The sequence below is a fragment of the Streptomyces sp. NPDC048278 genome (genome assembly GCF_040652195.1).
Classification (GTDB): Bacteria; Actinomycetota; Actinomycetes; order Streptomycetales; family Streptomycetaceae; genus Streptomyces.
In genome coordinates, this window is record NZ_JBEZLP010000011.1 from 33,946 (window position 1) to 53,291 (window position 19,346).

Here is a 19,346-nt window from a genome sequence, read left to right on the forward strand (position 1 = left end):
GGGCATGCAGTCAAGTAACGGGCGTCACCGCGACGGCGGGGGCGGCTCCGAGAGTTCGGCCGGGCGGCACGAGGACCAGGGCGAGTACGGCGCGGCCTCCCGGGAAGTCAGGTACGAGGATCCCTGGTACGACGCGCTGGCGTCCGGCTGGGGCGAGCCGGCCGGCACCGGGGAGCCGGCGCCGACCGTGCCCGGCGCGCGAACGGAGGCGGACGGGGCGGCAGTCCGGGCCCGGGACGTCTACCTGGAGGTGCAGCGCAGCGCGGCCTTTCAGGAGGTGCGCAGCCGCTACCGGAGATTCGTGGTGCCGGGGGTCGCTGCCTTCCTCACCTGGTACGTGGGGTACGTGGTGACCGCGACGACGGCGCCCGGGCTGATGGCGCGGCCCGTAGCCGGAGCGGTGAACGTGGCGATGGTGGCGGGGCTCGGGCAGTTCCTCAGCACGTTCCTGCTCACCTGGGCCTACGCCCGGCACGCGCGGTTGCGCAGGGACCGCGCCGCGCTGGAGCTGCGCTGGGACACCCAGGAGCTGACGCGTGGCGCCCGGGGCGGTGCGTCATGACGGGCCAGCACCAGACGCTCGCGCTGCTGCTGTTCAGCGCGTTCGTCGCCGTGACGCTCGGGATCACGACGTGGGTGAGCAGGAAGCGGCATGGTTCGGCAGAGGAGTTCTATGCCGGTGGGCGACTTTTCTCCCCGATGGAGAATGGTTTTGCCATTGCGGGCGACTACATGTCGGCGGCCTCGTTCCTGGGCGTGACCGGACTCGTCGCGCTGTTCGGCTACGACGGGCTGCTGTATGCGGTCGGGTTCCTGGTGGCGTGGCTGGTCGTGCTCTTCCTGGTGGCCGAACTGGTGCGCAACTGCGGACGGTTCACCCTGGCCGACGTGGTCGCGGCGCGGATGAGCGAGCGGCCGGTGCGGATCGCGGTGGGGACGTCGTCGGTCACCGTGTCCGTTTTCTATTTGGTCGCGCAAATGGTGGGGGCGGGCAGCCTGGTCGCGCTGCTGCTCGGGCGGACCAGCGAGGCGGCGCAGGTGTGGACGGTCATCGGGGTCGGCGCGCTGATGGTGATCTATGTGTCGCTGGGCGGGATGCGGGCCACCACCTGGATCCAGATCGTGAAGGCGGTGCTGCTGATGGGCGGGACGGTGGCGCTGACCGTGCTGGTGCTGCTGCGCTTCCACGGCGACGTCGACCGGCTGCTGCTCACGGCCGCCGAGCGCAGCGGGCACGGGAAGTCGTTCCTGGCGCCGGGACTCAGGTACGGCGGGAGCTGGAGCGCGCGGCTGGACTTCATCAGCCTGGGACTGGCACTGGTGCTGGGCACGGCGGGCCTGCCGCACATCCTGTCCCGCTTCTACACGGTGCCGACCGCGCGGGCGGCCCGGCGTTCGGTGGTCTGGTCGATCGGGCTGATCGGGAGCTTCTACCTGATGACGTTCGTGCTCGGCTTCGGGGCGGCGGCCGTGGTGGGGCCCGACGTGGTCCGTGCCTCGAACGAGTCGGGGAACACGGCGGTTCCGCTGCTGGCGCTCGACCTGGGCGGCGGCGCGGGCTCCACGGGGGGAACGATCCTGTTCGCCGTCGTCGCCGCCGTTGCCTTCGCGACGATCCTCGCCGTGGTCGCGGGGATCACCCTGGCCTCCTCGGCGTCCGTCGCCCACGACCTCTACGCCACCCTGCGCAGGCCGCACGGCAAGCCCCGCAGCGAGGTCGGGGTGGCGCGCGTGGCAGCGGTCGGCATCGGTGTCGTGGCGATCGCCCTCGGCCTGCTGGCCCGGAACATGAACGTCGCCTTCCTCGTGGGGCTCGCCTTCGCCGTGGCGGCCTCGGCGAACCTGCCGGTGCTGCTGTATTCGCTGTTCTGGCGGAACTTCACGACACGCGGCGCGGTGTGGGCCGTATACGGCGGGCTCGTGCCGGCGCTGGGGCTGGTCGTGCTGTCCCCGGTGGTGTCCGGGAGCCCGGGCGCGTTGTTCCCGGGGGTGGACTTCCAGTACTTCCCGTTGCAGAACCCGGGGATCGTCTCCGTCCCGCTCGGTTTCCTGGCCGGCTGGCTCGGCACGGTCACCTCGGACGAGGTCCCGGACGAGGGCAGGCACGCGGAGACCGAGGTGCGCTCGCTGACAGGGGCGGGGGCCGTCTAGAGCGTCCGGGACGGCTACGGCGCCACCCAGGCGTAGCGGTGCTCCGGGCGGCCCGTGTCGCCGTACTTGAGGGAGAGGCGGAGGCGGCCGGCCTGCTCCAGGTGGCGGAGGTAGCGCTGGGCCGTGGAGCGGCTGAGGCCGGTCTCGGCGGCGACCTCGTGCGCGGAGAGCGGATGGTCGGCGCGGTGCAGGACGCCGCAGATGAGGTCCGTGGTGGGCTCGGAGTGGCCGCTGGGCAGGCCGGGCGCGGACGGCGCCGGTGAGGTGCGCAGTGCGCCGAAGATCCGGTCGACCTGCTCCTGGCCCGTCAGCCCCCGGCCGCCGACCCGGTCGACGGTACGGCGCAGGGCCGCGTAGGAGTCCAGGCGGGCGCGCAGGGCGGCGAAGGTGAACGGCTTGACCAGATAGTGCAGGGCGCCCAGCCGCATCGCCTTCTGGACGGTGGTCACATCGCTGGCCGCCGTGATCATGATGACGTCGGTGCGGTGCCCCTGTTCCCGCATGCGGTGGACGAGTTCGAGGCCGGTCTGGTCCGGCAGGTAGTGGTCCAGCAGAACCAGGTCGATGGTGCCGCGGTCCACGGCGGCCAGTGCCTGGGCGGCACTGTGCGCGCGGGCGGCCACCCGGAAGCCGGGAACCTTCCCCACGTACTTGGCGTTTATCTCAGCGACGCGGAAGTCGTCGTCGACCACCAGGACGTCAATCATCAGGCCTCTCCTTCAAGGCCGGCGAGCGTTAAGCCCGTGTTTCGTCTGCGCAGTTGTAGCGCGAGCAAAACGAGCACAACAGGCCCTTGCGAGCAAAAGAACGGCTTGCGCCCAGAAGACTGCTGCCGTGGTCCGGGTCACACCTACCGTCGCGGCCCATGAACGCAGACACCAGCCCCGCCATCGAGCTGCGGGGCGCGAGCAAGATCTTCAAGACCCCGTCGGGGGGTCTGCACACGGCCGTCCGCGACCTCGACCTCACCGTCGGGCGCGGTGAGTTCGTGGCCGTCGTGGGGCCGACGGGTTGCGGCAAGTCCACCACGCTGACCCTGGTCAGCGGCCTGGAGGAGCCCAGTGAGGGCGAGGTGCTGGTGGCCGGCGCGCCGGTCGCCGGCGTCGGCGACAAGGTCGGCTTCGTCTTCCAGCAGGACGCCACCTTCCCCTGGCGGACCGTGCTCTCCAACGTGATGGCCGGACCCCGCTTCCGGGGCGTGCCCAAGGCGGAGGCCAGGGAGAAGGCCCGTGCCTGGCTGGCCAAGGTCGGGCTCGCCGCGTTCGAGGACCGCTATCCCCACCAGCTCTCCGGCGGGCAGCGCAAGCGCGTGGCGCTCGCCGCGACCTTCGTCAACGACCCCGAGATCCTGCTCATGGACGAGCCGTTCTCCGCGCTCGACGTGCAGACCCGGGCCCTGATGTCGGACGAACTCCTCGACCTGTGGGAGGGCACGGGCGCCTCGGTCGTCTTCGTCACCCACGACCTGGAGGAGTCCATCGCGCTCGCCGACAAGGTCGTCGTCATGACCGCCGGACCGGCCACGGTGAAGCAGGTCTTCGAGATCGACCTGCCCCGCCCCCGCAAGGTCGAGTCGGTGCGTCTGGAGCCGCGGTTCATCGAGATCTACCGCGAGATCTGGGAGTCCCTCGGCGAAGAGGTCCGCATCACCCGCGAGAGGGGTGCCGCCCATGTCGCCTGAGGTGCTCACCACGCCCGTCGCCGACGCGGTGAAGACCGCCCCGGACCGGGCCCGCTCCAGGGCACAGGCCGCCCGCAGACGCAAGGTGATCGTGTTCGCCGTGCGCGCGCTGCTCCTGGTGGCCGTCCTCGGCCTGTGGGAGGTCCTGTCCCGGGCCGAGGTCGTCGACCCGTTCAACTTCTCGATGCCGTCGAAGATCTGGGACCAGATCTGGACCTGGGTGACCCACGGCACCGCGCTCGGCTCCCTGGGCGAGCAGATCTGGTACACGCTCTACGAGGCGCTGCTGGGCTGGATCATCGGCGTCATCGCCGGTGTGGTCTTCGGTATCGCCCTCGGCCGGATCGCCTTCCTGGCCGATGTCCTTGGTCCATACATCAAGGTGCTCAACTCGATCCCCAGGATCGTGCTCGCCCCGATCTTCGTGATCTGGTTCGGGCTCGGCGCGTCCTCCAAGGTCGCCTCGGCCGTCGTGCTGGTGTTCTTCCCGGTGTTCTTCAACGCCTTCCAGGGCGCCCGCGAGGTCGACCGCAACCTGGTCGCCAACGCCCGGATCCTCGGCGCGAGCGACCGCAGGGTGACCCTCCAGGTCGTCATCCCGTCCGCCACCTCGTGGATCTTCACCAGCCTCCACGTCAGCTTCGGCTTCGCCCTGATCGGCGCCATCGTCGGCGAGTACATCGGCGCCACCAAGGGCATCGGCCTGCTCGTCGCGCAGTCGCAGGGCACCTTCAACGCGGCCGGCGTGTATGCCGCCATGGTCATCCTCGCCGTCGTCGCGCTCGCCGCCGAAGGGCTGCTCACCTTCGCCGAGCGCCGCATCTTCCGGTGGAAGCCGTCGGACTCCGACAGCTGAGCCAGGCCTCCTCTCCACCCCGCACCGCCTCTCACAAGGACGTGACCCCGCATGCGCAAGTCCGCCAGATACAGCACCCTGGCCGCCGCCGGCCTGCTCGCCCTCTCCTCCCTCACCGCCTGCGCCAACGACGCGGCCAGCACCGCCTCCACCGGCTCCGGCGGCAAGGGTGACGGCAGCGGTACGAAGGTCAAGATCATGGTCGGTGGCCTGGACAAGGTCATCTACATGCCCGCCATGCTCACCCAGCGGCTCGGCTACTTCGACGCCGAGGGCCTGAACGTGGAGCTGCTGACCGAACCGGCCGGTGTGCAGGCCGAGACGGCGCTCGTCGCCGGGCAGGTCCAGGGGACGGTCGGCTTCTACGACCACACGCTGGACCTCCAGACCAAGGGCAAGGCCGTGGAGTCCGTCGTGCAGTTCTCACGCGCTCCCGGCGAGGTGGAGGTCGTCTCCACCAAGGCGGCCGGCGACATCACCTCGCCCAAGGACTTCAAGGGCAAGAAGCTCGGCATCACCAGCCTCGGCTCGTCGACGGACTTCCTCACCAAGTACCTCGCCGTCAAGAACGGGGTGAAGGTCAGCGACTTCTCGCCGGTCGCCGTCGGCGCCGGTGCGACCTTCATCTCGGCGCTCCAGCAGGGCTCCATCGACGGCGGCATGACGACCGACCCGACCGTCGCGACGATCCTGGACAAGAAGGCGGGCAAGGTCCTGGTGGACATGCGGACGCCGGAAGGATCCGAGAAGGCGCTCGGCGGGCCGTACCCGTCGTCGAGCCTGTACATGCAGACGGACTGGGTCAACGGTCACAAGGACACCGTCCAGAAGCTGGTCAATGCATTCGTCAAGACGCTCAAGTGGATGTCCACGCACAGCGCCGCCGAGATCGCGGCCAAGATGCCCGCCGACTACGCCCAGGGCGACAAGGCCCTCTACACGCAGTCCATCAAGAGCACGCTGCCGATGTTCACGGACGACGGGGTGATGCCCGAGAACGGCCCGGAGACCGTGGAGAAGGTGCTCAAGGCGTTCAACACCAACATCCAGAACGCCGACGTCGACCTCAGCAAGACGTACACCACGGAGTTCGTCGAGGCCGCCAAGTAACACGCCTCAGCCGCGGGTCGCCCACACGTAACGGTGTTCGGGGCGGCCCGCGTCGCCGTACTTGAGCGTCAGCCGGGCCCGTCCGGTGCGTTCCAGGAGTTTCAGATAGCGCTGGGCGGTCTGGCGGCTCACCCCCGTCCGCTCGGCGATCTCCTGGGCCGACAGCGGGCCCTCGGCGCTCATCAGGGACTGGCGCACCAGCTCGGCCGTGGTGGGGGAGTGCCCCTTGGGCAGCCCCGGTTCGGACGGCGCGGACAGGGCGCCGAAGATGCGGTCCACCTCGGCCTGTTCGGCCTCGCCGCCGCCGTCCAGGGTGCGCCGCAGCCGCGCGTAGGCCTCCAGTTTGGCGCGCAGCCCCGCGAACGCGAACGGCTTGACCAGGTACTGCAGGGCGCCGTGACGCATGGCCGCCTGGACGGTCGACACGTCCCGGGCCGCCGTCACCATGATCACGTCGGTCTGGTGGCCGCGCCTGCGCATCTCCTGGACCACCGCGAGCCCCGTGTCGTCGGGGAGGTAGTGGTCCATCAGGACGAGGTCCAGGCGCGGCAGGGTCTCCAACTGGTGCAGGGCCTCGGCCGCGTTGTGCGCGGCGCCGGCCACGTGGAAGCCGGGCACCTTCTCGACGTAGGCGGCGTTGACCCGGGCGACCCGGGTGTCGTCGTCCACGACCAGGACCTCGATCATCGGGTCTCCTCCTCGGCCGGGGCGAGTGCCGGTTCGAGCGCCGGTTCCGGCTCCAGGGCCGCCCCCGGTTCCGGCGCCGGCTCGGTCAGCGCCTCGGGGAGCACGACCGTGAACTGCGCGCCCCCGCCATCCGGTTCGCCCACGGTCGCGCTGCCGCCCTGCCGCTCGGCGAGCCGGCGCACCAGGGAGAGCCCGATGCCGCGCTTGCCGTGCGCGGGCGGCTTCTTGGTGGACCAGCCCTCCGTGAAGACCAGCTCCCGCTGCGCCGCCGGGATCCCGGGCCCCGTGTCGCGCACCCTGAGCACGACCGCGCGGCCCTCCGCGCACAACTCGACCTCCACGCGCGCGTGCGGCGTACCGGCGACCGCGTCCAGTGCGTTGTCCACCAGGTTGCCCACGACCGTGACCAGCCCCCTCGGGTCGATCAGCCGGTCCGGGAGCCAGGTGCGGTCCGACACCCACAGGGCGACCCCGCGCTCCGCCGCGACGGTCGCCTTGCCGACCAGCAGGGCGGCCAGCAGCGGATCCTGGATCTTCTCCGTGACCTGCTCGGCGGTGACCCGGTGGTCGCCGACCACCTCGCCGACGAACTCCACGGCGTCGTCGAACATCTCCAGCTCCAGCAGCCCGAGCAGGGTGTGCATGCGGTTGGCGTGCTCGTGGTCCTGGGCGCGCAGGGCGTCGATCAGGCCGCGCGTGGAGTCGAGTTCGCGGCCGAGCTGCTCCAGCTCGGTGCGGTCGCGCAGGGTGGCGACCGCACCGCCGTCGTCGGTGGGCATCCGGTTGGCGACCAGGACCCGCTGGCCGCGCACGGTGAGCAGATCGGTGCCGGTGACCCGGCCGGCCAGCACGTCGGTCGTACGGCCCGCGCCGAGCGCCTCGTCGGGGGAGCGGCCGACGGCCTCGTCACCGATGCCCAGGAGCCGTCTCGCCTCGTCGTTCAGGAGCCGGATACGGCCGCCGCGGTCGAGGGCGACGACCCCCTCGCGGATGCCGTGCAGCATCGCCTCGCGCTCCGCGAGCAGCGCCGAGATGTCGGAGAAGGCCAGGTCGCGGGTCTGCCGCTGGACCCTCCGGGAGATCAGCCAGGCGGCCAGCGCGCCGACCGCGAGGGCACCGCCGGCGTAGGCGAACAGCCCGGGGATCGTGCTGAGCAGCCGCGCCCGCACGCTGTCGTAGGCGATGCCGACCGAGACCGCCCCGATGATCCGGTGCTTCGAGTCGTACAGCGGCACCTTGCCGCGCGCGGAGCGGCCCAGGGTGCCGTCGTCGATCTGCATGACCTCCTTGCCGTCCAGCGCCTCCGTGGGGTCGGTCGACACATGCCGGCCGATCTCCGAGGGCGTGGTGTGCGACCAGCGGAAGCCGCCCCGGTCCATCACCACGATGTACTCGGCGTTGGTGGCCTTGCGGATGCGCTCCGCCTCCTGCTGCACCGGTCCGTTCACGGTCGGCGGGGTGGTCAGCACCCCCTCGGCGATCTCCGGGTCCTGGGCCGTGGTCTCGGCGATCGCCAGCGCCCTGCGCATCGCCTCCTGGTCCAGCTGCTTGCTCAGCGGGGCGAGGAAGAGCCCGGTCGCGAGCACCGCGACCCCGGCGGCGATGGCCAGCTGCATCAGCAGGACCTGGGAGAACACCTTCCGGGGCAGCCGGGGGCGCAGACGGCGCACGGGGGGCGTGGGGCTCATACCCACGACGGTACGTGCGCGGGTACGCCGTCCTTAAGGGGGTGTGGCGTGGATCTCTTGACCAAATCTTGGGAAAGTCCGGGTCAGCTCGCCAGTGCCGTCGTCGCGCGCAGCTCCCGCACCGACACCACGTCCATCCGGGCCGGCGACCCCAGCACCGACGCCCCGCAGCTCTCCGGGCGCGGCGGCAGCGAGGCGCCCTGGGCCACGCACACCCGCCAGCGGCGGCCGTCGGCGTGGGTGACGGTGACCTCCCAGCGCGGGGCCGCGCCCTCGGTCCGTACGACGCTCAGCACGCCCGCCGTGTACTCGTCCGCCGCCTCGCGCACGGCCAGTTCGGCCGCCTGGCCGGGGCGTTCCCAGGCGGAGCAGCCGCGGCACCCGTCCAGCACCACACGGCCCTCGTGGATGCCGTGCAGGACCTCCTTGACGGCGTGTGCCTCGGCGCGGCCGTACGCGTAGCCGTACGGCAGGACGAGCACCGTCGGCGAGAAGCGATGACCACCCAGATGGGTGACCTCCCAGGTGCCCGTCGCACCGGACGCGACCAGCTCGGCGGCGAGCGGGCGGCCCAGCAGGGCGCAGCAGCGGTCCCGCCTGCCGTTGGTGCAGACGAGCGCGAGCGGGCTGCCCTGGTGCGGCCGGCCGTCGAGCGCCGCGCCGAACGAACGGTGGTCGCCCGCGCCGAGCGCGGCGAAGTCGAGGTCGAGCAGGCGGCCCGGGTCGCGAGTGGTGGCGCTGTGCAGCCAGACGTTCCCGGGGACGGTGTGGGCGACGTACACCTGGCGTACGGCGGGGGTGCCGGGGTCGGCGTGGCGGCCAGGGCGGCGGATGAGCGCGATCCGTACGCCGGTCCCCTGGGCGGCCGTCTCCAGGGCGCGGCCCAGTGCGGGGTCCAGATGGCTCGAAGTGAGCGCCTTGGGACCCCACGGGCCGGGTTGTTCCAGCAGCAGCCACGTCGTCGCGGTGGCTGCGGTACCCGAAACGGGCTCGTCGAGCATCCGGGAGACGGTTGCGCACCTACTCACAGAGGTGAGCCTAACCTGACTTTGCCCCGGGTGACTTCCGGCCTCGTCCGTTCGGGATTCCGCGGGGTCACCGCAGGGGCTATTCCGGCAGGGGCTGCGGTGGTCTGGGGCCGACGTAGTGACCGCTGGGCCGCATGCGCAGCGGGCGTTCGCCGTACTCCTCCAGGGCGTGCGCGATCCAGCCCGCCGTCCGGGCGACGGCGAAGATCGTCTCGCCCGCGGTGGCCGGCATGCCGCAGGAGGCCGTGAACACGGCGAGCGCCAGGTCGACGTTGGCGTGCAGCGGGGTGTGCCGGGCGGTCGTGGCGACGATGTCCCGGGCCGCGAGCAGGGCGGGCTCCGCGCGGGGAACGTCCTCCAGCAGCGCGAACAGCGCACGCGCGCGTGGGTCCTCGCCCTGGTAGAGGCGGTGGCCGAGGCCGGGGATGCGGCGGCCCGCGCGGAGCTCGTCCGCGATCACCGTGACGGCGGTGCCCTGGTCGAGGACGTCGAGCAGCAGCCGGTGGGCGAGTCCGCTGGAGGCGCCGTGCAGGGGGCCTTCGAGCACGCCGAGCCCCGCCGACACGGCCGCGTACGCGTGCGCGCGGGCGGAGGCGGCGACCCGGACGGCGAGGGTGGAGGCGGCCAGGTCGTGGTCGACGAGCAGTGCGAGCGCGGTGTCCAGGACGCGCAGTTCGGCGTCGCCGGGGTCGGTACCGGCCAGCCGGCGCCACAGACGGTGGGCCAGCGGGCCGTCGTCGTGCCCCCGCCGGCGCTGCACCGGGAGCGCGGCGACGAGCGTGGGGATCAGCACGCGTGCGGTGCCCAGGACGGACTCCTCGGACAGGTCGAAGCGCAGCGGGTCCTCGGCCGCCGCGGCGATCGTGGCGACCCGCAGCCGGTCCGTGGGCGAGGTGTGCTCGGGCAGCGCGTCGACGGCCCGGCGGGCGGCCGTGACGGTGGCCTCCGGGGCGCTGAAGGCCATGCCCCGGGTCATGCGCCCCGTCCACAGCCATTCGGCCACCTCCTCGTAGGAGTGGCGCGCGGCGAGCTCGGTGGCGTCGACGCCCCGGTAGAAGTACCGGTCCTCGTTGATCAGCGTGATCCGGGTGCGCACCGACAGGTCACCGCCGGAGCCCGGACTCCCGGCGGCCTCCCGCCTGTTGCGCCGGGCGAGCGCCGCCACCTCCCCGGCGTCGAAGGTGCTGGCACGGCCCCCGGGCTCGCGTCTGCTGCTGAGCTGACCCCGGCTCACATAGGCGTACACGGTCTCGGGTTTCACGCCGAGCAGCTCGGCGGTCTCCCTGGTGCTCAGCCGCCGCGCGGGACTGCCGGGAGCGGGGTGTTGATCGCGCATGGGCGTCACCGTAGCCGCTTCGGCATGGATTGACTCGATCAATGTTGATGGAGATGGATGGAGGCTGATGGAGGTTGACGAGGCTGTGTTGCGCCGTGGGGCCTCCCGGCCTCGCCGTCGGTGACGACGGCGGTCGCCGGGACCATAAGCTCACTGCATGACCGACCACACCCGTACGCTCTCCCTGGTCCTGGGGCTGATCCGGAGCGGAGCGGCCGTGACCAGGCCCGACCTCGGCCGGCAGACCGGGCTGGGCCGGACGATCATCACGCAGCGGGTGGACCACGCGATCCGGGTCGGCCTGGTGGCCGAGGGCGAGCCGGCCCCCTCCACCGGCGGACGGCCCTCCCGCATCCTGCGGATCGCGTCCGGCCGCGGTGCCGTCCTCGGCGCGGTGTTCGGCGCCACCCATCTGCACGCCGCGGTGACCGACCTCGACGGGACCCTGCTCGCGGACCGCCGGGTGGCGTGGGACATCGAGTCGGGCCCCGAGGCGTCCCTGGCCACGCTGGTCCGGACGGCGGAGGAACTGCTCGGTCCGGAGCTGCGGGAACGCCTGTGGGGGGTGTGCGTGGGCGTCCCCGGACCGGTCGACTTCGCGCGCGGGATGCCGGTACGGCCGCCGATCATGGCCGGCTGGCACGGCTTCCCGCTCCGGGACCGGCTCGAAGCCCACTACGACGTGCCGGCCTGGGTCGACAACGACGCCAACCTGATGGCGCTCGGCGCCTGGAGCCGGACCCGGGCGGTCGCGGGCGACAACCTCCTGCTCGTCAAGGCGAGCACCGGGATCGGCCTGGGCCTGATGTCCAGGGGCCGGCTGCACCGGGGAGCGCGCGGCGCGGCGGGCGACCTCGGGCACACCATCGTCGCCGAGGAGTCCCGGCACCGGTGCCGGTGCGGCAAGTTCGGGTGCCTCGAAGCGTTCGCGGGCGGCTGGGCCCTCACCCGTGACGCCCGCGCCGCGGCCCTGGAGGGGCGCAGCGCCTTCCTGGCCGAGCGCCTGGAGCGGCTGGAGCGCCGGGACGCGCCGCTGGCCGTCACCGACGTGCTCGACGGCTGCCGGGCGGGCGACCGGGTCAGCACCGAGCTCGTCACCAGGGCGGGCGAGCTGGTCGGCGGTCAACTGGCGACGCTCGTCAGCGTCTTCAACCCCTCGACGGTCTACCTCGCCGGTGTGCTGGCGCAGGCCGGCGACGTGTTCCGGGACCCCGTCGCGGAGGTCGTGGCCAGGCGCTCCCTGCCGCTGGCCACCGACGAACTCGTCATCGCCCGGGTCGACCTCGGCCGCGCCGAGGGGGTCGTCGGAGCGGCGACCCTGGCCGTCGACGAGCTGCTCTACCCGGACCTGCTCGACCGGTGGCTCCGGCGCGGCAGCCCGCGCGGGATCCGCGCGGGTACCGACGACCTCGCCGGGCCGCTGCCGCTCGACGTGCCGCTGGCGGGCGCGCGGTAGCGGCTCAGCCGCGTCCCTCCGCCCGTCCCGTCGCCACCGCGGGAACGTCGACCCAGCCGCCGCCGCGCGCCGAGTCGACGACCGCCCGGGCCAGTTCCGCCGCGCGCAGCCCGTCGGCGAAGGTCGGCAGCCCGGTGGCCTGTTCGCCGCGGATCGCCGCGTAGGCGTCGGCCACGAAGTCGGCGAAGGCCTCGTAGTAGCCCTGCGGATGCCCGGACGGCAGACCGGCCGCACGGCCGGTGGGGGCCCCGGCCCGGTTCGGGTCGCGCAGCAGCACCTCGTTGGCGTTCCGGCCGCCGATCCACAGCGACTCGGGGGTCTCCTGGCGGAACGCGTAGCTGGCGTCCGGCCCGTCGAAGGAGAACGACAGCGCGTTCTTGTACCCGGCGGAGACCTGGCTGACCACCACCGATCCGATCGCGCCCGCGTCGGTTTCGAGCAGGACGACCGCACCGTCCTCGGTCTCGACCGGGCGCGGGGTGCCGTCCGCGGCGGGCCGGGCCGGGACCGCGCGGGCGAAGGAGGCGCTCACCCTGGTGATCCGCTGCCCGGTCACGAACTCGGCGAGGTCGCACCAGTGGACCCCGATGTCCCCGAACGCGCGCGTGGCACCGCCGTCCGCCGGGTCGACCCGCCAGTCGGTCGCCGCGCTGTCGGCCAGCCAGTCCTGGAGATAGCTGCCGTGGATCAGCCAGGGCGGCCGGTGCCCCGGCCGCCGGATCCGCGTCCGTGCCTCCCGCACGGAGGCGTAGTACCGGTACACGAAGGGCACGGCGGTGACCAGGCCGCGCTCCGCCGCGAGGTCGGTGAGCTCCCGTGCGGTCGCGGCGTCGGTGGCCAGCGGCTTCTCGCAGACGACCGGCACGCCGACGGCGAGGGCCGCGCGGCAGAAGCGGGCGTGCGTGGCGTTGGGCGTGCACACGTGCAGTACGTCCACCCCGTGCCGCAGCAGGTCCTCGACCGAGTCGAAGCCCTGGCCGGCCCGGAACTCCGCGGCGGCGCGGCGGCCCTTCGCGGGCGTCGACCCCACCACGCCCACCACATCGCCGCCGGCCACGAGTGCGGACCGGGTGTGCACGGCCCCCATGAAGCCGGTACCGATGACACCGACGCGCATGACACGCACCTCTTCTCTCTGAGGGGCTAACGCGTGAACAGATCGAAAAAACGGAGAGTGACGACTCTCGCAAGGTCAACTTTTGATCACCGTAAGCTAAAGTGGCGGGAACGCCAAGGAGGTCGCGCATGAACCAGAGCCAGGCACAGAGCCCGGAACCGGCCCGGCAGCCGGTCACCCTCTTCACCGGTCAATGGGCGGATCTGCCGTTCGAGGAGGTGGCGCGGCTGGCGGGCGAGTGGGGCTACGACGGTCTGGAGATCGCGGCCTCGGGTGACCATCTGGACCTGGCCCGCGCCGAGGCCGACCCCGACTACCTGCCGCACCGGCAGGCGATCCTGGAGCGCCACGGGCTCAAGGTCTGGGCGATCTCCCACCACCTCGGCGGCCAGGCGGTGTGCGACGACCCGATCGACTTCCGCCACCAGGCGATCCTGCGGCCGGAGATCTGGGGCGACGGCGACCCGGAGGGTGTCCGGCAGCGCGCGGCCGAGGACATGAAGCGCGCCGCCCGCGTCGCCCGCAGGCTCGGCGCCGACACCGTCGTCGGGTTCACCGGATCGAAGATCTGGAAGTACGTGGCGATGTTCCCGCCGGTCCCCCAGGCGGTGATCGACGAGGGGTACGAGGACTTCGCGCGCCGCTGGAACCCGATCCTCGACGTCTTCGACGCCGAGGGCGTGCGCTTCGCCCACGAGGTCCACCCGTCCGAGATCGCCTACGACTACTGGACGAGCGAGCGCACCCTCGAAGCCATCGGCCGCCGCCCGGCCTTCGGCTTCAACTGGGACCCCTCGCACATGATCTGGCAGGGCGTCGACCCCGTCGGCTTCATCACGGACTTCGCCGACCGCATCTACCACGTCGACTGCAAGGACACCCGCGTGCGCCCCCCGTCCGGACGCGCCGGGATCCTCGGCTCCCACCTGCCCTGGGGCGACCCGCGCCGGCGCTGGGACTTCGTCTCCGTCGGCCACGGCGACATGCCCTGGGAGGACGCCTTCCGCGCCCTGGCCGCCATCGGCTACGACGGCCCCGTCTCGGTGGAGTGGGAGGACGCGGGCATGGACCGCCTGCACGGCGCGGCCGAGGCCGTCGGCCGGATCCGCGCCGCCCTGTGGCCACTGCCGAAGGCGTCGTTCGACTCGGCGTTCAGCAACCAGTGAGCGCACAGTGAGTCCGCCCTGTCCATGTTGATTTAATCAATATGGACAGGGATGCAATCAATCATGGATAGTCGAATCATCTTCAGGGAGGAAAACGGAGGCAGGTCATGACCGTCAACAGGAGCGCGTCGGCCCTTGTCGAGGTGCCGCGCGGGCTCGCCGGGGTCGTCGTCACGGACACCGAGGTCGGTGACGTCCGGGGGAGCGAGGGCTTCTACCACTACCGCCAGTACTCGGCGGTCGAACTCGCCCGCACCCGCGGCTTCGAGGACGTCTGGCACCTCCTGGTCCACGGTCGGCTGCCGGACCCGGAGCGCGCGGCGGCCTTCGCCGCCGAGACCGCCGCGCTCCGGCGCCTGCCCGCAGAGGTCCGGGCGGCCCTGCCCGCGGTGGCCGCGGCGAGCCGCACCTCCGGCCCGCTGGCCGGCCTGCGCACCGCCCTCTCGCTGCTCGGCGCGGCCAAGGGGTTCCGGCCGGTGTACGACATCGACGCGGACCGGCGCCGGGACGACACGGTCGCCGCCTGCGCGGCCGTACCGACGTTGCTCACCGCGCTGTACCGGCTGGGGCAGGGGCTCGACCCGGTGGAACCGCGCGAGGACCTGTCGTACGCGGCCAACTACCTGTACATGCTGACGGGCGCGGAACCGGATCCGCGGCGGGCGCGTGCGGTCGAGCAATACCTGATCTCAACCATTGATCACGGATTCAATGCATCAACGTTCACCGCACGCGTCATCGCGTCGACCGGCGCGGACGTCGCGGCCTGCCTCGTGGGCGCGGTCGGGGCCTTGTCCGGACCGCTGCACGGGGGTGCGCCCAGCCGTGCGCTGGACACCCTGGACGCGATCGGGACGCCGGACCGGATCGACCCGTGGATCCGTGAACGGGTCCTCGCCGGCGACCGGGTGATGGGTTTCGGACATGCCGTCTACCGCACGGAGGACCCCCGGTCCCGCATGCTCCGCGAGATCGCCCAGGACTTCGGCGGCCCCCGCGTCGAGTTCGCCGTGGAGGTCGAACGCCACGTCGAGCGGATCCTCGCCGAGCTGAAGCCCGGCCGCGAACTCCACACCAACGTCGAGTTCTACGCGGGCGTGGTCATGGAACTGTGCGGCCTGCCCCGGGAGATGTTCACCCCCACGTTCGCGGCGGCCCGCGCGGTCGGCTGGAGCGCCAACATCCTGGAACAGGCGACGGACTCGAAGATCATCCGGCCGGTGGCACGCTACGTGGGACCGAAGCCGGAGGCGGCCGGCGCCGTCACCGGGTAGCCGGACGGGAACGGGGCGCGGTGTCCGGTCCGGTGGGATTTCCTATCCTGGACCGGCCCGCCACCCCCCGCCCGCGCGAAAGAGGCCCCCCTTGGAGCACCGCCCCACCTCCCGGCAGATCCCGATGGTCGTCCTCGCCGGATTCCTGGGGTCCGGGAAGACCACGCTCCTGAACCACCTGCTGCACCGCAGCGGAGGCAGCCGGATCGGGGCGATCGTCAACGACTTCGGGGCCATCGAGATCGACGCCATGGCCGTGGCCGGAGCCCTCGGCGACTCGACCGTCTCGCTCGGCAACGGGTGCCTGTGCTGCGCCGTCGACGCCGGCGAACTGGACGTCTACCTGGAGCGCCTCGCCAACCCCGGCACCGGCGTCGACGTCGTCGTCATCGAGGCCAGCGGCCTCGCCGAACCCCAGGAACTCGTCCGGATGCTGCTCGCCAGCGAGCATCCCGGCATCGTCTACGGCGGCCTCGTCGAGGTCGTCGACGCCGCCGAGTTCGACGACACGCGTGCCAGGCACCCCGAGATCGACCGGCACCTCGCCCTCGCCGACCTGGTCGTCGTCAACAAGCTCGACCGTGCCGAGCAGGGCGGCGAACGTGTCCTCGGGCTCGTCCGGTCGCTCACCGACCCGGCCGCCGCCGTCGTACCGGCCACCTACGGTCGTATCGACCCCGAGTTCCTGTTCGACTGCCGGCCCGGAGAGGAACGCATCGGACAGCTGTCCTTCGACGACCTGCACGACCACCACGACGACGGCGATCACCACGACGGCGCCCACCACGACGACGACCACGACAGCGGCGAGGGTGGCGACCGCGCGCACGACGGACATCTGCACACCGCCTACGACAGCCTGTCCTTCGCCTCCGCGCGGCCCCTCGACCCCCGTCGGCTGATGGCCTTCCTCGACAGCCGTCCCGAGGGGCTCTACCGGATCAAGGGGTACGTCGACTTCGGGCCGTACGACCCGGGCAACCGGTACGCCGTGCATGCCGTGGGGCGGTTCCTGCGGTTCTACCCGGAGGCCTGGGGGCACGGCGAGGAACGCCTCACGCAGCTCGTCCTGATCGGCTCCGGCATCGACGCGACCGCGCTCCGCAAGGAGCTGGAGGCGTGCACGAACGACGCCCCACACGCCGACGAGCACGGCATGTGGGGCGTCCTGCGCTACGTCCAGGGCCTCGCGGAAGGCCCCGACGGCGGCGGGTACGACCGGTACGAGGCCTAGACCGGGCCGGCCACCACCGACACCGTCTTCGCCAGCGACACACCGGAGCCGTCGCGGCGCGGGTCGATCTCCGGGAGGTCGACCGGGGTGCCGTTCTTCTGGGCCGCCTTCGCCGGGACCGGGCCCGCCCAGGCGAAGGACAGGCAGTCCTCGCCCTTCAGGAACCGCTGGCAGCGCACGCCGCCGGTGGCCCGGCCCTTGCGCGGGTACTGGTCGAACGGGGTCAGCTTGGCCGTCGTCTGCACCGAGTCGTCGAGGGTGCCGCGCGAGCCGGCCACCGTGAAGACCACCGCGTCGGCCGCCGGGTCGACCGCGGTGAAGGAGATGACCTTCGCACCCTCGGTGAGCTTGACGCCCGCCATACCGCCCGCCGGACGGCCCTGCGGACGCACCTGGGAGGCCTGGTAGCGCAGCAACTGCGCGTCGTCCGTGATGAAGACCAGGTCCTCCTCGCCGGTGCGCAGTTCCATACCGCCGACGATCCGGTCGCCCTCCTTGAGGGTGATGACCTCCAACTCGTCCTTGTTGGACGGGTAGTCGGGGACCACGCGCTTGACCACGCCCTGCTCGGTGCCGAGCGCGAGACCCGGCGAGGACTCGTCCAGGGTGGTCAGGCAGACCGCCGTCTCGCCGTCCTGCAGCGACAGGAACTCGGAGAGGGGGGCGCCGCCGGCGAGGCTCGGGGCGGCAGCCGTGTCGGGGAGCTGGGGGAGGTCGACGACGTTGACGCGCAGCAGGCGGCCCGTCGAGGTGACCGCGCCGATCTCACCCCGCGCGGTCGCGGGGACCGCCGAGACGATCACGTCGTGCTTGGCGCGCTTGCCGTCGGTGTCCTCCGCGAACGGCTCGCCGTTCATCGTGCGGGCCAGCAGGCCCGTCGAGGACAGCAGGACCCGGCACGGGTCGTCGGCCACCTGGAGCTCCACCACGGTCGCCGGGGCACCCGAGGCCTCCAGCAGGACGGTGCGCCGCTCGGTGCCGAACTTCTTGGCCACCGCGGCCAGTTCCGCCGAGACCAGCTTGCGCAGCTCCGCGTCCGAGTCCAGGATCCGGGTCAGCTCGGCGATCTCCGCGGTGAGCTTCTCCTTCTCCGACTCCAGCTCGATGCGGTCGTACTTGGTCAGGCGGCGCAGGGGCGTGTCCAGGATGTACTGCGTCTGGATCTCCGACAGCGAGAAGCGCTCCATCAGACGCTGCTTGGCGTCCGCGCTGTTCTCGCTGGAGCGGATCAGCCGGATGACCTCGTCGATGTCGACCAGGGCGGTGAGCAGGCCCTCCACCAGGTGCAGGCGGTCGCGGCGCTTGGTGCGGCGGAACTCGCTGCGCCGGCGGACCACCTCGAAGCGGTGGTCGAGGTAGACCTCCAGCAGCTCCTTGAGGCCCAGGGTGAGCGGCTGACCGTCCACCAGGGCCACGTTGTTGATGCCGAAGGACTCCTCCATCGGCGTCAGCTTGTAGAGCTGCTCCAGGACCGCCTCCGGCACGAAGCCGTTCTTGATCTCGACGACCAGACGCAGCCCGTGCTCGCGGTCGGTGAGGTCCTTGACGTCGGCGATGCCCTGCAGCTTCTTGGCGTTGACCAGGTCCTTGATCTTGGCGACGACCTTCTCGGGGCCGACCGTGAAGGGCAGTTCGGTGATGACCAGGCCCTTGCGGCGGGCCGTCACCGTCTCCACCGCCACCGTGGCCCGGATCTTGAAGGTGCCGCGGCCCGTCTCGTACGCGTCCCGGACGCCCTCCAGGCCGACGATCCGGCCGCCGGTGGGCAGGTCGGGACCGGGGACGTGCTTCATCAGCGTGTCCAGGTCCGCGTTCGGGTAGCGGATCAGGTGCCGGGCGGCGGAGATGACCTCGCCGAGGTTGTGCGGCGGCATGTTCGTCGCCATGCCGACGGCGATTCCGGAGGAGCCGTTGACCAGGAGGTTCGGGAAGGCGGCGGGCAGGGCCACCGGCTCCTGCTCCTGGCCGTCGTAGTTGGGCGCGAAGTCGACCGTGTCCTCGTCGATCGACTCGGTCATCAGGCTGGTCGCCTCGGCCATCCGGCACTCGGTGTACCGCATGGCGGCCGGCGGGTCGTCGTTGCCCAGCGAGCCGAAGTTGCCGTGGCCGTCGACCAGCGGGACGCGCATCGAGAACGGCTGGGCCATGCGCACCAGCGCGTCGTAGATCGACGAGTCGCCGTGCGGGTGCAGCTTGCCCATCACCTCGCCGACGACACGCGCGCACTTCACGTAGGCGCGGTCGGGGCGCACACCCATCTCGTTCATCTGGTAGACGATCCGGCGGTGCACCGGCTTGAGGCCGTCGCGGGCGTCCGGCAGGGCGCGCGAGTAGATGACCGAGTACGCGTACTCGAGGTAGGAGCCGCGCATCTCGTCCACGACGTCGATGTCGAGGATCCTCTCCTCGAACGAGTCGTCGGGCGGCGGGGTCTTCGTGCTGCGGCGGGCCATCGCTGCCGGCTCCTTGCTCATGCGTGAACGGGATCTGACGCGGACCATTGTGGACCGCGGCACTGACAACCCGGGCCAGGACCCGGTCTCCGCGGCCCGCCCCGGTGCC

The 19,346-nt window shown here is 71.9% G+C and carries 16 protein-coding genes; 9 read left to right on the forward strand and 7 right to left on the reverse strand.

Annotated features, from left to right (window positions below):
• Positions 1–4 precede the first annotated feature (4 nt).
• The gene (locus AB0D74_RS20410; protein WP_362588461.1) at positions 5–562 is read left to right on the forward strand and encodes a DUF485 domain-containing protein; all 558 of its coding nucleotides are present in this window, start codon (positions 5–7) and stop codon (positions 560–562) included.
• Complete coding sequence (locus AB0D74_RS20415) at positions 559–2,151, forward strand: cation acetate symporter (protein WP_362588464.1); 1,593 nt, start codon at positions 559–561, stop codon at positions 2,149–2,151. Before AB0D74_RS20410 ends, AB0D74_RS20415 begins: the two co-directional genes overlap by 4 nt.
• Before the next feature lie 14 nt (positions 2,152–2,165).
• Here the strand turns inward: AB0D74_RS20415 and AB0D74_RS20420 are convergent, their stop codons facing one another.
• Positions 2,166–2,858 carry a response regulator gene (locus AB0D74_RS20420; protein ID WP_362588467.1) on the reverse strand — a complete coding sequence of 231 codons (693 nt, stop codon included), beginning with the start codon at positions 2,856–2,858 and terminating at the stop codon, positions 2,166–2,168.
• Positions 2,859–3,016: 158 nt separating this feature from the next.
• Here AB0D74_RS20420 and AB0D74_RS20425 point away from each other — a divergent pair, with 158 nt between their 5' ends.
• The 3 genes from AB0D74_RS20425 to AB0D74_RS20435 are packed head-to-tail and all read left to right on the forward strand — an operon-like array spanning position 3,017 to position 5,798.
• Positions 3,017–3,832 (forward strand): ABC transporter ATP-binding protein, encoded by an 816-nt coding sequence (locus tag AB0D74_RS20425; RefSeq protein WP_362588470.1) that lies wholly within the window; start codon positions 3,017–3,019, stop codon positions 3,830–3,832.
• Positions 3,822–4,688 (forward strand): ABC transporter permease, encoded by an 867-nt coding sequence (locus AB0D74_RS20430; protein ID WP_362588473.1) that lies wholly within the window; start codon positions 3,822–3,824, stop codon positions 4,686–4,688. Before AB0D74_RS20425 ends, AB0D74_RS20430 begins: the two co-directional genes overlap by 11 nt.
• A gap of 51 nt (positions 4,689–4,739) precedes the next feature.
• A complete protein-coding gene (locus tag AB0D74_RS20435; protein WP_362588477.1) occupies positions 4,740–5,798 on the forward strand; it encodes an ABC transporter substrate-binding protein in 1,059 nt (352 codons plus the stop codon).
• A 6-nt stretch (positions 5,799–5,804) separates the two neighbouring features.
• Here AB0D74_RS20435 and AB0D74_RS20440 read toward each other — a convergent pair whose 3' ends face one another.
• The 4 genes from AB0D74_RS20440 to AB0D74_RS20455 all read right to left on the reverse strand — a co-directional run bounded on the left by AB0D74_RS20440 (position 5,805) and on the right by AB0D74_RS20455 (position 10,537).
• On the reverse strand, positions 5,805–6,485 hold the full coding sequence (locus AB0D74_RS20440) for a response regulator (RefSeq protein WP_362588480.1): 681 nt from the start codon (positions 6,483–6,485) through the stop codon (positions 5,805–5,807).
• Complete coding sequence (locus AB0D74_RS20445) at positions 6,482–8,173, reverse strand: sensor histidine kinase (RefSeq protein WP_362588483.1); 1,692 nt, start codon at positions 8,171–8,173, stop codon at positions 6,482–6,484. The genes AB0D74_RS20440 and AB0D74_RS20445 overlap by 4 nt, the downstream gene beginning before the upstream one ends.
• An 83-nt stretch (positions 8,174–8,256) precedes the next feature.
• Positions 8,257–9,201: a sucrase/ferredoxin-like family protein gene (locus AB0D74_RS20450; RefSeq protein WP_362588486.1), complete on the reverse strand. Its 945-nt coding sequence runs from the start codon at positions 9,199–9,201 to the stop codon at positions 8,257–8,259.
• 79 nt (positions 9,202–9,280) lie between these two features.
• The gene (locus AB0D74_RS20455; protein WP_362588489.1) at positions 9,281–10,537 is read right to left on the reverse strand and encodes a citrate synthase; all 1,257 of its coding nucleotides are present in this window, start codon (positions 10,535–10,537) and stop codon (positions 9,281–9,283) included.
• A 157-nt stretch (positions 10,538–10,694) separates the two neighbouring features.
• Between AB0D74_RS20455 and AB0D74_RS20460 the strand changes: the two genes are divergently transcribed.
• The gene (locus tag AB0D74_RS20460) at positions 10,695–11,993 is read left to right on the forward strand and encodes an ROK family protein (protein WP_362588492.1); all 1,299 of its coding nucleotides are present in this window, start codon (positions 10,695–10,697) and stop codon (positions 11,991–11,993) included.
• A 4-nt stretch (positions 11,994–11,997) separates the two neighbouring features.
• On the opposite strand, the gene AB0D74_RS20465 is transcribed toward AB0D74_RS20460, so the two are convergent.
• The gene (locus tag AB0D74_RS20465; RefSeq protein ID WP_362588495.1) at positions 11,998–13,110 is read right to left on the reverse strand and encodes a Gfo/Idh/MocA family oxidoreductase; all 1,113 of its coding nucleotides are present in this window, start codon (positions 13,108–13,110) and stop codon (positions 11,998–12,000) included.
• 128 nt (positions 13,111–13,238) lie between these two features.
• On the opposite strand from AB0D74_RS20465, the gene AB0D74_RS20470 reads away from it, so the two are divergent.
• From AB0D74_RS20470 to AB0D74_RS20480, 3 genes are all read left to right on the forward strand, one after another.
• Positions 13,239–14,276 carry a sugar phosphate isomerase/epimerase family protein gene (locus tag AB0D74_RS20470; RefSeq protein WP_362588498.1) on the forward strand — a complete coding sequence of 346 codons (1,038 nt, stop codon included), beginning with the start codon at positions 13,239–13,241 and terminating at the stop codon, positions 14,274–14,276.
• Positions 14,277–14,383: 107 nt separating this feature from the next.
• Positions 14,384–15,550 (forward strand): citrate synthase/methylcitrate synthase, encoded by a 1,167-nt coding sequence (locus AB0D74_RS20475; protein WP_362588501.1) that lies wholly within the window; start codon positions 14,384–14,386, stop codon positions 15,548–15,550.
• 124 nt (positions 15,551–15,674) lie between these two features.
• The gene (locus AB0D74_RS20480) at positions 15,675–16,784 is read left to right on the forward strand and encodes a CobW family GTP-binding protein (RefSeq protein ID WP_362589056.1); all 1,110 of its coding nucleotides are present in this window, start codon (positions 15,675–15,677) and stop codon (positions 16,782–16,784) included.
• On the opposite strand, the gene AB0D74_RS20485 is transcribed toward AB0D74_RS20480, so the two are convergent.
• Complete coding sequence (locus tag AB0D74_RS20485; protein WP_362589059.1) at positions 16,781–19,237, reverse strand: DNA topoisomerase IV subunit A; 2,457 nt, start codon at positions 19,235–19,237, stop codon at positions 16,781–16,783. The genes AB0D74_RS20480 and AB0D74_RS20485 overlap by 4 nt on opposite strands.
• Between the last annotated feature and the right edge of the window lie 109 nt (positions 19,238–19,346).

Excerpts from the sequence above, each read along its gene's own strand:
- AB0D74_RS20410 (WP_362588461.1), top strand. The coding sequence starts at position 5 with ATGCAGTCAAGTAACGGGCGTCACCGCGACGGCGGGGGCGGCTCCGAG.
- AB0D74_RS20415 (WP_362588464.1), top strand. The coding sequence starts at position 559 with ATGACGGGCCAGCACCAGACGCTCGCGCTGCTGCTGTTCAGCGCGTTC.
- AB0D74_RS20420 (WP_362588467.1), bottom strand. The coding sequence starts at position 2,858 with ATGATTGACGTCCTGGTGGTCGACGACGACTTCCGCGTCGCTGAGATA.
- AB0D74_RS20425 (WP_362588470.1), top strand. The coding sequence starts at position 3,017 with ATGAACGCAGACACCAGCCCCGCCATCGAGCTGCGGGGCGCGAGCAAG.
- AB0D74_RS20430 (WP_362588473.1), top strand. The coding sequence starts at position 3,822 with ATGTCGCCTGAGGTGCTCACCACGCCCGTCGCCGACGCGGTGAAGACC.
- AB0D74_RS20435 (WP_362588477.1), top strand. The coding sequence starts at position 4,740 with ATGCGCAAGTCCGCCAGATACAGCACCCTGGCCGCCGCCGGCCTGCTC.
- AB0D74_RS20440 (WP_362588480.1), bottom strand. The coding sequence starts at position 6,485 with ATGATCGAGGTCCTGGTCGTGGACGACGACACCCGGGTCGCCCGGGTC.
- AB0D74_RS20445 (WP_362588483.1), bottom strand. The coding sequence starts at position 8,173 with ATGAGCCCCACGCCCCCCGTGCGCCGTCTGCGCCCCCGGCTGCCCCGG.
- AB0D74_RS20455 (WP_362588489.1), bottom strand. The coding sequence starts at position 10,537 with ATGCGCGATCAACACCCCGCTCCCGGCAGTCCCGCGCGGCGGCTGAGC.
- AB0D74_RS20460 (WP_362588492.1), top strand. The coding sequence starts at position 10,695 with ATGACCGACCACACCCGTACGCTCTCCCTGGTCCTGGGGCTGATCCGG.
- AB0D74_RS20465 (WP_362588495.1), bottom strand. The coding sequence starts at position 13,110 with ATGCGCGTCGGTGTCATCGGTACCGGCTTCATGGGGGCCGTGCACACC.
- AB0D74_RS20470 (WP_362588498.1), top strand. The coding sequence starts at position 13,239 with ATGAACCAGAGCCAGGCACAGAGCCCGGAACCGGCCCGGCAGCCGGTC.
- AB0D74_RS20475 (WP_362588501.1), top strand. The coding sequence starts at position 14,384 with ATGACCGTCAACAGGAGCGCGTCGGCCCTTGTCGAGGTGCCGCGCGGG.
- AB0D74_RS20480 (WP_362589056.1), top strand. The coding sequence starts at position 15,675 with ATGGTCGTCCTCGCCGGATTCCTGGGGTCCGGGAAGACCACGCTCCTG.
- AB0D74_RS20485 (WP_362589059.1), bottom strand. The coding sequence starts at position 19,237 with ATGGCCCGCCGCAGCACGAAGACCCCGCCGCCCGACGACTCGTTCGAG.